Source organism: Shewanella sp. NIFS-20-20 (assembly GCF_019209865.1).
Classification (GTDB): domain Bacteria; phylum Pseudomonadota; class Gammaproteobacteria; order Enterobacterales; family Shewanellaceae; genus Shewanella.
The window spans coordinates 1-13,384 of record NZ_JAHUTT010000009.1; the positions used below are offsets into that span (position 1 = coordinate 1).

13 protein-coding genes and 2 tRNA genes are annotated in these 13,384 nt (G+C 46.3%); 10 read left to right on the forward strand and 5 right to left on the reverse strand.

All coding sequences use genetic code 11. The features are described 5' to 3' along the window. Positions 1-21: 21 nt before the first annotated feature. Together KU855_RS04690 and KU855_RS04695 are read left to right on the forward strand one after the other, a co-directional pair. Positions 22-97 (forward strand) — tRNA-Glu (locus KU855_RS04690). A 62-nt stretch (positions 98-159) separates the two neighbouring features. Beyond that, positions 160-235, forward strand: a tRNA-Glu gene (locus tag KU855_RS04695). 49 nt (positions 236-284) lie between these two features. Here the strand turns inward: KU855_RS04695 and KU855_RS04700 are convergent. Continuing rightward, the gene (locus KU855_RS04700) at positions 285-2,111 is read right to left on the reverse strand and encodes an ABC transporter ATP-binding protein (RefSeq protein ID WP_218529149.1); all 1,827 of its coding nucleotides are present in this window, start codon (positions 2,109-2,111) and stop codon (positions 285-287) included. A 186-nt stretch (positions 2,112-2,297) separates the two neighbouring features. On the opposite strand from KU855_RS04700, the gene KU855_RS04705 reads away from it, so the two are divergent. The 7 genes from KU855_RS04705 to KU855_RS04735 all read left to right on the forward strand — a co-directional run bounded on the left by KU855_RS04705 (position 2,298) and on the right by KU855_RS04735 (position 9,247). Continuing rightward, positions 2,298-3,797 carry a DNA-3-methyladenine glycosylase 2 family protein gene (locus KU855_RS04705; RefSeq protein ID WP_218529150.1) on the forward strand — a complete coding sequence of 500 codons (1,500 nt, stop codon included), beginning with the start codon at positions 2,298-2,300 and terminating at the stop codon, positions 3,795-3,797. A gap of 12 nt (positions 3,798-3,809) precedes the next feature. Continuing rightward, on the forward strand, positions 3,810-4,301 hold the full coding sequence (locus KU855_RS04710; RefSeq protein ID WP_218529151.1) for a methylated-DNA--[protein]-cysteine S-methyltransferase: 492 nt from the start codon (positions 3,810-3,812) through the stop codon (positions 4,299-4,301). 135 nt (positions 4,302-4,436) lie between these two features. Next, the gene (locus KU855_RS04715; RefSeq protein WP_256260879.1) at positions 4,437-5,678 is read left to right on the forward strand and encodes a DEAD/DEAH box helicase; all 1,242 of its coding nucleotides are present in this window, start codon (positions 4,437-4,439) and stop codon (positions 5,676-5,678) included. Positions 5,679-5,735: 57 nt separating this feature from the next. After that, positions 5,736-6,203, forward strand: a complete 468-nt coding sequence (locus KU855_RS04720) for a dual specificity protein phosphatase family protein (protein WP_218529152.1) — start codon at positions 5,736-5,738, stop codon at positions 6,201-6,203. A gap of 197 nt (positions 6,204-6,400) precedes the next feature. Then, the gene (locus tag KU855_RS04725) at positions 6,401-7,285 is read left to right on the forward strand and encodes a chemotaxis protein (protein WP_218529153.1); all 885 of its coding nucleotides are present in this window, start codon (positions 6,401-6,403) and stop codon (positions 7,283-7,285) included. Between the two features lie 171 nt (positions 7,286-7,456). Continuing rightward, positions 7,457-8,686 carry a serine/threonine transporter SstT gene (gene sstT / locus KU855_RS04730; RefSeq protein WP_218529154.1) on the forward strand — a complete coding sequence of 410 codons (1,230 nt, stop codon included), beginning with the start codon at positions 7,457-7,459 and terminating at the stop codon, positions 8,684-8,686. A 66-nt stretch (positions 8,687-8,752) separates the two neighbouring features. Further along, positions 8,753-9,247 (forward strand): CIA30 family protein, encoded by a 495-nt coding sequence (locus tag KU855_RS04735; RefSeq protein WP_218529155.1) that lies wholly within the window; start codon positions 8,753-8,755, stop codon positions 9,245-9,247. Here KU855_RS04735 and KU855_RS04740 read toward each other — a convergent pair whose 3' ends face one another. After that, positions 9,248-10,609: a Gfo/Idh/MocA family oxidoreductase gene (locus KU855_RS04740; protein ID WP_218529156.1), complete on the reverse strand. Its 1,362-nt coding sequence runs from the start codon at positions 10,607-10,609 to the stop codon at positions 9,248-9,250. A 187-nt stretch (positions 10,610-10,796) separates the two neighbouring features. Between KU855_RS04740 and KU855_RS04745 the strand changes: the two genes are divergently transcribed. Beyond that, positions 10,797-11,207 (forward strand): hypothetical protein, encoded by a 411-nt coding sequence (locus KU855_RS04745; RefSeq protein WP_218529157.1) that lies wholly within the window; start codon positions 10,797-10,799, stop codon positions 11,205-11,207. A 30-nt stretch (positions 11,208-11,237) separates the two neighbouring features. On the opposite strand, the gene KU855_RS04750 is transcribed toward KU855_RS04745, so the two are convergent. The 3 genes from KU855_RS04750 to KU855_RS04760 all read right to left on the reverse strand — a co-directional run bounded on the left by KU855_RS04750 (position 11,238) and on the right by KU855_RS04760 (position 13,054). After that, positions 11,238-11,891 carry an RluA family pseudouridine synthase gene (locus KU855_RS04750; RefSeq protein ID WP_218529158.1) on the reverse strand — a complete coding sequence of 218 codons (654 nt, stop codon included), beginning with the start codon at positions 11,889-11,891 and terminating at the stop codon, positions 11,238-11,240. A 61-nt stretch (positions 11,892-11,952) separates the two neighbouring features. Further along, on the reverse strand, positions 11,953-12,453 hold the full coding sequence (locus KU855_RS04755; protein ID WP_218529159.1) for a protein disulfide oxidoreductase: 501 nt from the start codon (positions 12,451-12,453) through the stop codon (positions 11,953-11,955). Then, a complete protein-coding gene (locus KU855_RS04760) occupies positions 12,443-13,054 on the reverse strand; it encodes an ACP phosphodiesterase (protein ID WP_218529160.1) in 612 nt (203 codons plus the stop codon). Before KU855_RS04760 ends, KU855_RS04755 begins: the two co-directional genes overlap by 11 nt. Positions 13,055-13,384: the final 330 nt, after the last annotated feature.

The following is a 13,384-nucleotide window of genomic DNA, read 5'->3' on the forward strand; positions in this document are numbered from 1 at the left end:
GTTAAAACACTTAAGTCCAGGGTCCCCTTCGTCTAGAGGCCTAGGACACCGCCCTTTCACGGCGGTAACAGGGGTTCGAATCCCCTAGGGGATACCAATTTTTGCAGTGTTTTAAAAACCTGTACTCTTTTAAGTAGAGTCTAAACGCTTAAGTCCAGGGTCCCCTTCGTCTAGAGGCCTAGGACACCGCCCTTTCACGGCGGTAACAGGGGTTCGAATCCCCTAGGGGATACCAAATTAAACCACCGCAAGGTGGTTTTTTTGTACATAAAATTTAATCATGGTTATTCAGTACCAAGAAATCCGCCTGTTTGATGAGCCCATAGTTGCGCATAAACACCATTGGAAGCCAATAATTGCTGATGGCTTCCTTGCTCGATAATGGTGCCATTATCGATAACGATTAATCTATCCATTGCGGCAATGGTGGATAATCGATGAGCTATGGCGATGACCGTTTTATTTTGCACTAACTGAGTTAAACTTTCTTGAATGGCGACTTCTGCTTCCGAGTCCAGTGCCGACGTAGCTTCATCCATCACCAAGATGGGGGCATTTTTAAGCAGAACACGCGCAATGGCAATTCGCTGACGTTGACCACCGGATAATTTTACACCACGTTCGCCCACCATGGCATCCAGCCCGATATTGCCTTGAGGGTCTGACAATTCACTAATAAAACCATCAACCTGTGCCATTATCATGGCTTGACGCAATTCGGCGTCGCTGGCATCAGGTTTGCCGTATAAAATATTGTCACGAACACTTCGATGCAAAAGAGAAGTATCTTGCGTAATCATGCCAATGGATGAACGCAGTGAATCTTGTTTCACTTGGTCAATGGCTTGATTATCAATAGTGATGACCCCTTGCTGAATATCGTAAAATCTAAGTAAAAGATTCACTAATGTTGATTTGCCTGCGCCGCTGCGACCAACAATGCCTACCTTTTCGCCGGCCCGGATCGAAAGATCCAAATTATTAAATAACATTGCAGACTGGTAGCTAAAATAGACCCCTTTAAAATCAATCGCTCCGTGAGTGATGACGATGTCTTTGGCATCCGGTGCATCGACAATCGTGATAGGTTGACTTAACGTGGCCATGCCGTCACTGACCGTACCGATGTTTTCGAATAAGCTACTAAGTTCCCACATTATCCACATCGACATACCATTGAGTCTAAGCGCCAAACTAATGGCTACCGCAATGGCTCCAATACTGATGGCATTATCTATCCAAAGCCCAATAGCTAAGGCGGCAACAGCAAATGCCAAAAGATAATTACTGACCTGTACGCTAACGTTTAGCCAAGTGACCAAACGCATTTGGCGATGTACGGTGGTTAAAAATTGCCACATTCCTTGCTTGGCATAGGTATCTTCTTGTTCACTATGGGCAAAAAGTTTAATGGTTGAAATATTGGTATAACTATCAACAATGCGCCCAGTCATTGATGATCGCGCTTCCGCTTGATCCTCAGACACTCTCTTAAGTTTTGGAATGAATATCCATTGGATCAATGTATATACTCCAAGCCAACACAGCATAGGGATCACCATTCGCCAGTCACTGCTTGCAATCATCACTAGCATGGAGATGAAATACACCGAGATATAGACTAAAACATCGAGTAATTTCATCACGGTTTCTCGCACTGCGAGTGATGTCTGCATGACTTTAGTCGCTACTCGCCCGGCAAAATCTTGTTGGTAGAAGGCCAGTGATTGACGCAATAAATATTTGTGTGCAAGTAACCGAATTGACATCGGGTAATTGCCTAATAAGGTTTGGTGCACGATGAGAGAATGGAGTAGGGTAAGTAGAGGTAATGCAACCAGTACGATTAGGCTCATAAACATTAACTGCCGGCCTTCTTGCGCAAGTAATGTTTGCGGATCTTTGGTCGCGAGCCAGTCAACCAGTTGCCCCATAAATCCAAACAAACTGACTTCGAGCATTGCCATGACCGCAGTAAGCATTGACATGATCAGTAATGGCTTCTCGAAGCCTTGAGTATAAAAAAGACAAAATTTGACTAAGGTACTCGGTGGTGCCGTCACTTCTTTTTCGGGTAAGGGATCTGTCCAAGACTCAAATAATTTGAACATAGCTTTCCTTGGCGTGGGCATGTGGGCTGTGAGACTGCGTCATCATCAGGCATGTAATGACCTTATCATAACCTGCTCAGTCGTGGCGATGGTAACGAAAAAGTTATCATGGTCACTGCCGTTTGTTGCGAGTTTGCGTATGTTTTGCAGGTAAGCTAACTTAAGAAATTAAGAGTAGAGATGCACATGAGTTGTTCTAACAGTAAAACGGTCGAGCCCCACAGCAATAAACCTACGATGCATAGCAATGGTCAACTGATTGATATCGATGGTGTATTTCACCATGCAAGATTAAGCAGAGATCGCCGCTTTGATGGCCTCTTTTTTGTGGCTGTTGTTACCACGGGGATTTATTGCCGTTCTATCTGTCCTGCAAAACCTGCTCAAGAAGCGAATGTCTATTATTTTAGCCATGGCGCAGCCGCTTCAAGGGCTGGATTTAGGCCATGTTTACGCTGTCGCCCAGATGCATCTCCAGGTTCTCAGGCGTGGGTGGGGAGCAGCGGTCTGCTAAAGCAAGCAATTGATCTAAGCCTGCAGATTTCTCCTCAAACGGGTCTATTTTATTCTATCACTGAGATTGCTAGCCGATTAGCCATCAGCAGTCGTTATTTACGTCAATTGTGCCAACAGCATATGGGGCTGCCGTTGAAGCAATATCGGCTTCATCAGCAATTACTGATGGCCAAACAATTATTGCAAAGTAGTCATTTGCCGATTGAAGATATCGCCGGCTATTGCGGTTTTAACTCGCTGCGCAGTTTTAATAGCGCTTGTCGGCTTAAGTTAGGCGTCGCGCCAAGCCATATGCGGCGGGGCAAGTCATCAGATAATACCATCCAGTTTGTGATTAGTTATCGCCCGCCTTATAACTGGCGATACGTCCATCAATTTTTAGTGAAACGATGCATTGATGGCATGGCGAGTAGTCAGCGTCCGCATCAGTACTTAACGACGCTTGAGCTTGAAAATATTAAAGGCTTACTAGAGATAAATCATCAAGGTGAGCATTGTCGTTTTACAATTCGTTTTTGGCCGCATCCATTGAGCAAACAAGTCGATGTGTTAGGGTTAAATCGCTTGGTACGGCAAATGTTAGATACTGATGCAGACAGTGAATTAATCGACCAGCATATTAGTCAAGTGTTACCTGACACAGGCCTCAGCGGCTTAAGATTGGTGACAACCACTTCGCCATTTGAAGCCATATGCCGAGCTATTCTCGGCCAACAAGTCACACTGTCATTTGGGATTAAGTTAACCCATATGCTTGTACATCGTCTCGGTGAAACTTGGTCATTTCAACATAACACCTACTATTTTTTTCCGCGGCCTGAGGTGATAGCTCACTCAGATCTGTCGTTTCTTCCCATTCCACGATCCAGACAGCACACATTGCTAAACATTGCCCAGTTATGGTGTGACGTTATCAACCCCCAAGAATCAGATTGGTTAGGGATCAAAGGAATTGGGCCTTGGACATGTGACTATGTTCGTATGCGGGGCCTTGGCTCGACAGATCGCTTGTTGCTTGGGGATGCGGTAGTAAAGAAACAACTCAGTAAATATGTTACCCCAGAGAAGACGCTGGAGGAGGTTGGTCGACACTGGCAGCAGCATTGTCGGCCATGGGGCAGTTATTTAACCCACCAACTTTGGGCATTAAACAATCAGGAGTCAAAGTAATTGAATACTTCAATGTCGCATAACTGTTACGGCATTTGCCAAGTTGAAACACCTTTTGGGATGTGGTGGCTGGCTGCCAATGAACGTGGGATTTGTCGATTAACCCCGCAACGGATAACGCCGGGTGAATTGACCACAATCCCGCTGCAAATAGCACAGCATTTAGCGTTAGCCACCAAGGAGTTGGCCGCTTATTTTCGAGGGGATCTAATGCGTTTTTCAGTGGCATTAGATATCAATGGCACACCATTCCAGCAGCAAGTGTGGCGGCAGTTGTGTGCCATTCCTTATGGTGAACGTTGTAGTTATGGGGAATTAGCGGCAACCCTGGGCCGCCCTAATGCGTATCGAGCCGTCGGTACGGCAAACGGAGCTAATCGGATCGGTATCATTATTCCATGTCACCGCGTGGTTGGCAGTAATGGCAAACTGACAGGTTATGCTCATGGCCTTGAAGTTAAACAGTATTTGCTCAATTTAGAAACGTCGAACCCCTCCAGGTGAGACGCCATAGATAGCGCACTTGGCGGTGCTACCCCATTCCCGCCAGCTATCGTGCTGGCTGAACCGTCTTGAAGGCTGGCCGTCAAGCGGCTTCCAAGGTATGATAGCAGGTCTTTTATTGCAGTGGATTTTCTCTTGAGCGGTTTTGCGTCATTAGGCTTAGCGCCTGAATTTGTAGCTGGTTTAGCGCCAGAATTTATTGAACCTACCCCCATTCAATCAAGCGTCATTCCGCTGATGTTATCTGGGCGAGATGTAATTGCTCAAGCAGCCACTGGCAGTGGTAAGACAGCTGCATTTGTGTTGCCCATATTACAGTTACTTAAACACAACACTCTCGGCGTCAAAGGCAATCATATTCGTGCCTTAATTTTAGCGCCTACTCGAGAGTTAGCGCGGCAGCTAAGTGATCAATGTATTCAATTTGCCAATCGTCAGCAACAGCCTCTGCGGGTACGACTGGCCCATGGCGGGGTGTCTATTAATCCGCAAATGTTAAGTCTACGTGCCGGGGCAGATATACTAGTGGCGACGCCAGGACGTTTATTAGAGTTACATGCCAGTGGTGCATTAAAGCTGGCTCAAGTGAAATACTTGGTATTGGATGAAGCCGACCGTTTACTGAATTTAGGTTTCACTGACGAGCTAACCGCAGTGTTGAGATTACTGCCAAAAGACAGGCAAACCAGTTTGTTTTCCGCCACCTTTGATGCTGATATTGCCCAATTGGCCGAGGCTTGGCTTAAAGCGCCTCAGCACCTAAAAGTAGACACTGCCTCTTCAATTCCCAAGATTGAACAACGGGTGTATGAAGTTAACCGCGAGCAAAAGTCGGCATTGCTGACTCATCTATTAAAAAGCTTATCATTGCCCTCGGTACTGGTATTTGTGAATGCCAAGCTCAGTTGTGATCGCTTAGCGCAAAAGCTCATTAAAGCTGGCATAGATTGTATTGTTTTTCATGGAGATAAATCTCAGGGCAAACGTCATCAAGCGTTGGATGACTTTATGGCAGGCAAGATCCCAGTCCTGATTGCCACGGACATTGCGGCCCGTGGTCTTGATATTCAGCATTTACCGGCAGTGATCAACTTTGAATTACCCAGAAGTCCCGCCGATTATGTTCATCGTATAGGACGAACTGGCCGAGCAGGCGAGGCAGGTTTGGCAATTAGCCTAATTTGTCATGAGGAATATCATCACTTTGGTGTTATTGCTAAAAAGAATAAGTTGGAGGTGGAGCGCTTGCAGCTGAAAGGATTTACACCAAAAACATTGGAGCAATACCAGCAGCAAGCGCTGCAGGCGTTGCCAACACCCAAAAGTCGTAAGCCAAAAAAACGCCACAATAACTCAAAAGTGAGCCCTAGATCCTAACGGATTTCAGCCAATACTGGCATAGTGTTGGCCTTCCTTCTCTGAGCAGAGTGATTTATGCAACATATGTTTTGGTTAGTGGAAGGTCAGATTGCCGGACGCAGTGGCCCAAATCTCAACCCATGGAATATCAGTGAATTGAAAACCGCCGGGATTGGCGCCATCATTTCAGTCAACAATGGAGACGCTTGTGATCAAGCGCTCATTGCAGCCGCTGGTATTCGTTATCAATGTATTGGTTTACCCGACTCTATTCCTCCTACCCCTCAAGATCTTGAGAGCGCAGTGGCGCAATTACCTGCGATCATGGCATTTATCTCTCAAGCTCAGGCCGATGGTTTACCTGTGCTGATCCATTGCCGTTCAGGGCGAGACCGTACCTGTTTGGTCATGGCTCAATATCTGATACAGCAAGGTGCGGCGCCAGTCCATGCCATCAGTCAAGTGCGGGCGGTGCGCGACATTGCTTTTAGCAGTGAAGGCTGGGATCAATTTACCTTTGATGTGATTTATCAATTGCAGTAACGCGTGACTTTGGTGGTTCTTCCGCGGTGTTATCAAAGGGTGCTCCTTGTCGGCACCCTTTGAGCTATGTAACACATCCATTGCCAGCGCTAGAGAAACAATTACTAACGTCGGTTAGCGCTGAAGCTATCAATAGCCTCGGTAGACAAGTCTGAGACTAAGAGTGGCAATAAAAATAATAATACGTGGGTAATTATATGAATCTAAAGGCCAATGAATCACAGGGACTCTTGCTATTTCGTCTCAATCAACAACAAAGCTTTGCATTGGGCACCTTAAAAGTTCGTGAATTAGTGCCGTTTAGTTCCTTCAATACCATACCGCACGCTCATGCATGTATCTTAGGTACGGCCACTATTCGAGGCGTGACTATTCCGATTATCGATATGGCGAAGGCGGTGGGGTATCGACCGCTACATCCCGATGAATATTCTACTTGTTATATTATCATTACCGACTGCCAACGCTCTCTAACGGGTTTTATGGTGCGTCATATCGAGCGTATTATCGAATGCGACTGGAAGAAAATCCTTCCGCCGCCCACCTCTTTACGCAGCAATGCTTATTTAACAGGGGTGACCTATTATCAAGAACAGTTAGTGCAATTGCTGGATATTGAGCGGGTACTGAATCAGATATTTCCACCCAAAATTGGGCGAGTGAGTGTCAATGAGCTGCAAAGAGAGCAGCTAAAAGGAATTAATATTTTATTAGTCGATGATTCTATGGTGGCCCGTAAACAATTGGCCGATGCGTTAGATGATTTGCATATTCCTTACGAGGTCACCGCCAATGGTCAGCAGGCGTTAACCATGATGAAGGCCGCCGCCGCTCATCAACAAGCGTTCGATGTCTTGGTGAGTGATATCGAAATGCCCGGACTTGATGGCTATGAATTGGCCTTTGCCGTTCGTGATAACGCCCACTTAAAACATACTTATATTATTTTACATACGTCATTATCGAGCGAGATTTGTGTGACTCAAGCCCACCAAGTGGGGGCGAATGAGGCATTAACAAAATTTGATGCCACCGAATTAGTGGCTGCCATGTTAAGAGGCGCTTCACAAAAAGGCGCATGATTCTCTGAATATGCGCCGTTTGTGGCGAGTTAATGTCGAACATGGCTAGACAATGGTGATGACATTGGTTAAAAAACTAGATACGTTTTAAACGTCGCGCAGTGTTACGCATTTTACGATAATTTATTGTTTCGACTGCAATAACATAACGATAACAAGATAGGTTGGGTCATGAGTCAAAGTTCTTCACTTTTTTACCGATTTGCCAACGGCAGTCTGGTATTGCAAATTTTACTGGGGATTGTTGCTGGCGTTGCGTTAGCGACCTTTTCTCCAGAAGGCGCAGCGCAAGCTGAAATCTTAGGTAGCTTGTTTGTTGGTGCTTTAAAAGCGATTGCACCGATTTTAGTCTTTATTTTGGTGGCAGCATCGATTGCTAATCATAAACAAAATAGCAAGACCGCGATGCGGCCGATTGTGATGTTATATTTGTTTGGTACTTTTGCCGCCTCGATCACTGCGGTAGCCTTGAGCTTTCTTTTTCCGACCGAGTTAGTGCTGGTGTCTGGTGTCACCGGTACGTCACCGCCGCAAGGTATTGGCGAAGTGATGCATACCTTATTATTTAAGTTGGTAGATAATCCAGTCAATGCATTATTAACCGGTAACTATATTGGTATTCTTACTTGGGGTGTGGGTTTAGGCTTTGCCTTACATCATGCCTCACAGTCGACTAAACAAGTCTTCGCCGACATGAGCCACAGTATTTCTCAAATGGTGCGCTTCATTATTCGTTTAGCTCCTTTTGGTATCTTCGGCCTAGTCGCGGCTACCTTTGCGAAAACTGGATTTGCCGCATTGGCCGGATATGCGCAGTTATTAGCGGTATTACTCGGGGCGATGGCCATTATTGCTTTAATTGTTAATCCGCTGATTGTGTACGTGAAAATACGCAGAAACCCTTATCCGTTAGTGTTCCAGTGTTTACGCGAGAGTGGTATTACGGCTTTCTTCACTCGTTCAAGTGCCGCTAATATCCCTGTGAACATGGCTTTGTGTGAAAAGCTGAAGTTACATGAAGATACCTATTCGGTGTCGATCCCATTAGGGGCGACGATTAACATGGGTGGTGCGGCCATCACTATTACAGTATTGACCCTGGCGGCGGTACACACCTTAGGTATTCAAGTGGATATCTTTACCGCCTTGTTACTCAGCGTAGTCGCCTCTGTCTCAGCGTGCGGCGCCTCAGGGGTAGCCGGTGGTTCGCTATTATTGATCCCATTGGCATGTAGCCTATTTGGAATTAACAATGATGTGGCCATGCAAGTGGTGGCGGTTGGCTTTATTATTGGTGTGATCCAAGATGCCGCGGAAACCGCATTGAATAGCTCAACCGACGTGGTGTTTACCGCCGCGGCTTGCGAAGCCCTTGAGCGTGATAATCAATCGATGGCTTAATCGGCGTGAGAGTAAACAAACGGTGGCATGACCACCGTTTTTTTTACTTTCAAAAAAGAGGGGTTTATGGATTTACTGCAATATAGTCGACGCTACGATGCATTCAGTATTAATGATGCCGTGATGGGCGGATTATCATCCAGTCTTTGGCATGATGATACGCTACCTGCCAGTTTTAGTGGGCGGGTATCTTTAGCTAATCACGGGGGCTTTGCATCCATTAGAACCCTGTTTGCCGATCTTGATATCAGCGATTACTGCGGGTTGCAACTGTTGGTCAAAGGGGATAACAAACAGTATAAGTTGAACCTAATCGCTCATCCAGGTGACCGCGGCGTGGTTTTTCAACAAGTATTTTTCGCTAGCTCTCAGTGGCGATCACTGTATTTACCACTCGATAAGTTTGTGGCTCGACGTCGCGGTCAACCAGTCGATGATGTGATGGACCCTAAGCGACTTGGCGGCTTTGGCTTAGTGATCGCCGGCCGTCAACCTGAGTTTGAGGCCGGTGAGTTTCAATTATTAATCCAAGCGCTGGAATTAGTGTCAACACCGAGTTAATTAGCTTGGTTTGACAATGCCAAGGGGCTCGGCTTTAGCCCAAGCGCCGCGCGTAAAGTCGGGGATATCGACCGACTGACTGCGATGCTCAAGTGATAGGCTTGAAAGTGGGCTTATCACCGACCAACTGGCGCCATCATAGACATCTTGGTCCAGTGGCTCGCCGTGACGTAGACAATAGACCATGCGCCACAGCATTAAGAAATCCATGCCGCCATGACCGCCATTACGTTCAGCCTCACTGCCCATATGTTGCCATAGGGGGTGATCAAATTTGTCATACCAGGGCTGCATGTCATAATCCCATTGATGAAAACTCTCCCGACCACCTTGTTCTAAGGCAATCCGATTCGGAAACCCGGCAAATACGCCATTGGTGCCTTGAATGAGATTATGGCGAGAGTAGGGGCGTGGTGTCGTGGTATCGTGTTGTACCATGATGGTTTTGCCCTTGATGGTTTTGATCAGACTCGTATTGATATCGCCGTTAATATAGCGGGCTTGATTCCTCATATGCTCCTTGGGAAATTCGCGAGCGGCATACATTTGACGACCTAAGGCGGGAGAACTCATGGAGGTTAAGTAGTCAAAGCGGTCACCACGATTAATGTTCATATATTGGGAAACGGGGCCGAGTCCATGGGTTGGGTACAAATTGCCATTACGCTTGCTATGCCAAGGCGTTCGCCATGAACCTGTCGACTCGGTCAGCTCTTTCATTTGCCATCTGAGCTCATGAATATATGCCGCTTCCCCATGGAGTAGTTCGCCAAACAAACCTTGGCGCACCATATTCAACACCATTAACTCATCACGGCCATAATTGACGTTTTCCATCATCATGCAGTGTTTCTGGGTGCGTTCAGCCGTATCGACGATTTGCCAACATTCAGCCACGGTTAATGCCAGCGGGACTTCCACAAACGCGTGCTTGCCATGCTCCATGGTGGCAATCGCCATGGGGGCGTGCCAGCGCCAGGGGGTTGAGATAATCACAATATCAATATCATGTCGGGATAACATTTCAAGATAAGCATCCTCTGCGCCACTGTAGGCTTGCGGGGCGTTGAGTCCTGCGCTTACGACCGAATCAATGGCTTTTTTGAGGCTGGGTAAGTGGGTATCGCATATCGCAACAATTTCCACCCCTTCGATATGACAGCAATGCTTAACGTGACCACTGCCACGTTGACCAACACCGATAAAGCCTATCCGGACGGTATCTAATGCCGGTGTCTTCAGTCCCATGACGGATTTGGTTTGGCTGTTGGAAATCATACTGGAGCATCCAAGACTGACACTAGCGGCTCCCAAAGTGGCAAAGGTGCTTAGCGTAAGCAATTGACGGCGACGTTTATCCATAAACAACTCCTAATGAGTTTCTATTATTATCGTTATTGTGTGTTGCATTACCTTATCGAGCCTTAGGGTGGATGTAAATTAGACAAACCGCTGGCAGATTAATCAAATCATGATGCTCGTCATGTTTTTTGTGGTTAATATAGATACACTTTGCGGTATATGAATACTGTTCAGGAATCGCTCGCTTATGTCATCTATGCTAAAAATATCACCATGGCAATGGTTAACCTCAATCGGTGCCACATGGCAATTAGATGACAGTGTCGCGGTTAATAAACGTGCAGCGTTAACAAAACAGGGGCAAGGGATGGAAGAGAGAGAATTAGTGGGTCAATGGTTTGATCCGCGTCCTGACGCAGGTGATAAAATTACTATTTATCGTCGCGGCGACGAATGGTTTGTTGAGACTTGGTCTGATGATGGCTGCCACAGTTTAGATAAAATGAAAGCCACCCCCGAGAATTTCGATATTCGTCTTGAAGAGTTCGAAGCTAACTTTTTTGGTGAATATTTCCTAATGACAGATTATGGCGATTTGAAACTGTGTGACGCCCAAGGTTGTGTCATTTTAGTGCCCATGAATAGTAAGAGCGCCTAAGCGCTCTTGTGTCACCCTCAAGCGCGACGATTAAAATGGTTGAGGACTAGTGAACATTAGCCATTCATTGGTCTTAGGATGGGTAAATCCAAGCTGCCAAGCATGTAAGCGTAAGCGGGGACTGGCTTGTCTGCATTGGGTATCACCATAAAAGTTGTCTCCCAAAATCGTATGTCCGATAGCTTGCATATGTAATCTCAATTGATGAGTTCGCCCCGTATGGGGGGTGAGTTGCACCAAACTCGTCTGTGAACGCTCGGCTAATACTTGCCAATCAGTGATGGCGACTTTGCCATCGGCTGCGATCACTTGCCAGGGGGGATTGGCCTTATCGGCTGTCATTGATAAGTTGATTTGGCCGGCGGGCTCGGATAAGTGCCCCATCACTTCTGCCACATAAATCTTGCGAGTTTTACGATCTTGAAACTGGGTTTTAATATGAGATTCACAGGCTTTATCGCGAGCAAACACCATCAAGCCTGACGTATCACAATCTAATCGATGTAAAAGGATTGCTTCAGGGTATAAATGTTGTAGCCGAGTTAAGGCACAATCATGGGTATGAGCGGCGCGGCCAGGATTAGATAAGAGTCCCGACGGCTTGTTGATCACAATAATGTCTTGATCGACATAACGCAGATCTAACCAAGGAATGGCAGGCGGGGTATATTCGAAAATTTGCATGATGTAAGTATTGGCCGATGTAATGCTGGCAGCATCATACCATTGTCAGTCCACTAACGCATCACAGCCATTGGCTAAGCCATAACCTAAGCTGCAACCCCCATTGGCTGGTAACTCCAGAGGTGATCCAAACAATCTCGCCATCGTGAATTATATAAATGGCGGGAAAGGCCTTGGCACCCCAAGCGTTGGATAAGGCGCCAGTATCATCTGAGATCACCGGAAACTGATAATGATTCAGTTGCATAAAATCATTAATCTCCTGATGGCTGCCTGACGCCACTGCCACACTTATGACCGGATATTCGCTCGCGATATCGTCCACTGCCGGTGATGTATAGCGGCACATTGAGCACCAAGTACCCCAAAAATACACCAACAGTGGACCTGGATGATCTGCAATGGATAAGGGGTGTTCGGCGGTGCTTATGCCGTTGAGCTTAGGCGCGACCCCAGACACCATATGTCGCTGCATATAGGCAGTGGCCAGAGATAGCATTAGCACCAGCATTGACCATTCGATGAGACGTTTGCGCCAAGGGGTTAACGGCTTAGTCGGCATTATGCTTGACCAAGTATTGTGCCGGGGTTTTACGTGTCAGCAATTTGCTGTAAGCCATTAACTGAGGGTAAAAGGTTCTAAACGCTATTTCTAAATCGACGTCCATGGTTTCCACAATGGTTTGCGCGCCAACAAACATAGACGGCTGTGAAAAACGGCGCGCTACCCCTTCAATGGCGGCATTGAGTCCCGCGCGATGTTGGTAGGCTGATAGCCAATCTTGGTTGTGCATAGGTTCAATGATTTGCTGCAGCTTTTCTGGCAGTTGCTCGGCGAGAGCTAATTGCTGGTAAGCGTATTGACAAAAAGTTGCTAGAGGTTGCGAATGATACTCATCCCAATAGCGTGCTAAGAAATGATCAAAGCTCAAATCCACTAAAATGGGGGCTATCCGGCGGTGTGTTTTAGGAAATTTAGTTAAGACTTCATGAATAATTTCATGTTCATCGGTAATTTTATCCATTTGTCTATGCAGCCAAATACCTTGTTGTAAATGCTGTGGGTGGTCACTAATGTTACCTTTAGCAAAGTCTCCAGCTAAATTAGCTGCTAATGAAGTTTTACTGACATCCGCTAAGTGAAGGTGAGCGAGGAAGTTCATAATTTGTTCTTTGTATGCTGCTTTGTTTCACGTTATCATGATTAAGGATGCAGAGGAAAGATGAACGCGTTAGCTAAGCTAATTTATTATCTTAAAGGGATGTCGCATCAAATTAAGCGTTTACAGACTTAAGGATGAAGTCACGGATGATTTGGAAATTGATATCTCAATGGTTGGGGCACCACCCCAAACCACAGCGAAAGCGTGTCAACATTGACATTCCCTTTGAACAGATTGTTTACCCTCCAGAACAAAGGATCACCCCGGTTGCTAACCCGCTAAAACGAGGTTCGGGCAAGGATTCTTGATCTTATGCGCATCAATCCCTAG

Bases quoted from the DNA above. Each gene is read 5' to 3' on its own strand.
- KU855_RS04705 (WP_218529150.1), top strand. From the start codon at position 2,298: ATGAGTTGTTCTAACAGTAAAACGGTCGAGCCCCACAGCAATAAACCT.
- KU855_RS04710 (WP_218529151.1), top strand. From the start codon at position 3,810: ATGTCGCATAACTGTTACGGCATTTGCCAAGTTGAAACACCTTTTGGG.
- KU855_RS04740 (WP_218529156.1), bottom strand. From the start codon at position 10,609: ATGGATAAACGTCGCCGTCAATTGCTTACGCTAAGCACCTTTGCCACT.
- KU855_RS04700 (WP_218529149.1), bottom strand. From the start codon at position 2,111: ATGTTCAAATTATTTGAGTCTTGGACAGATCCCTTACCCGAAAAAGAA.
- KU855_RS04735 (WP_218529155.1), top strand. From the start codon at position 8,753: ATGGATTTACTGCAATATAGTCGACGCTACGATGCATTCAGTATTAAT.
- KU855_RS04750 (WP_218529158.1), bottom strand. From the start codon at position 11,891: ATGCAAATTTTCGAATATACCCCGCCTGCCATTCCTTGGTTAGATCTG.
- sstT (WP_218529154.1), top strand. From the start codon at position 7,457: ATGAGTCAAAGTTCTTCACTTTTTTACCGATTTGCCAACGGCAGTCTG.
- KU855_RS04720 (WP_218529152.1), top strand. From the start codon at position 5,736: ATGCAACATATGTTTTGGTTAGTGGAAGGTCAGATTGCCGGACGCAGT.
- KU855_RS04725 (WP_218529153.1), top strand. From the start codon at position 6,401: ATGAATCTAAAGGCCAATGAATCACAGGGACTCTTGCTATTTCGTCTC.
- KU855_RS04745 (WP_218529157.1), top strand. From the start codon at position 10,797: ATGTCATCTATGCTAAAAATATCACCATGGCAATGGTTAACCTCAATC.
- KU855_RS04760 (WP_218529160.1), bottom strand. From the start codon at position 13,054: ATGAACTTCCTCGCTCACCTTCACTTAGCGGATGTCAGTAAAACTTCA.
- KU855_RS04755 (WP_218529159.1), bottom strand. From the start codon at position 12,453: ATGCCGACTAAGCCGTTAACCCCTTGGCGCAAACGTCTCATCGAATGG.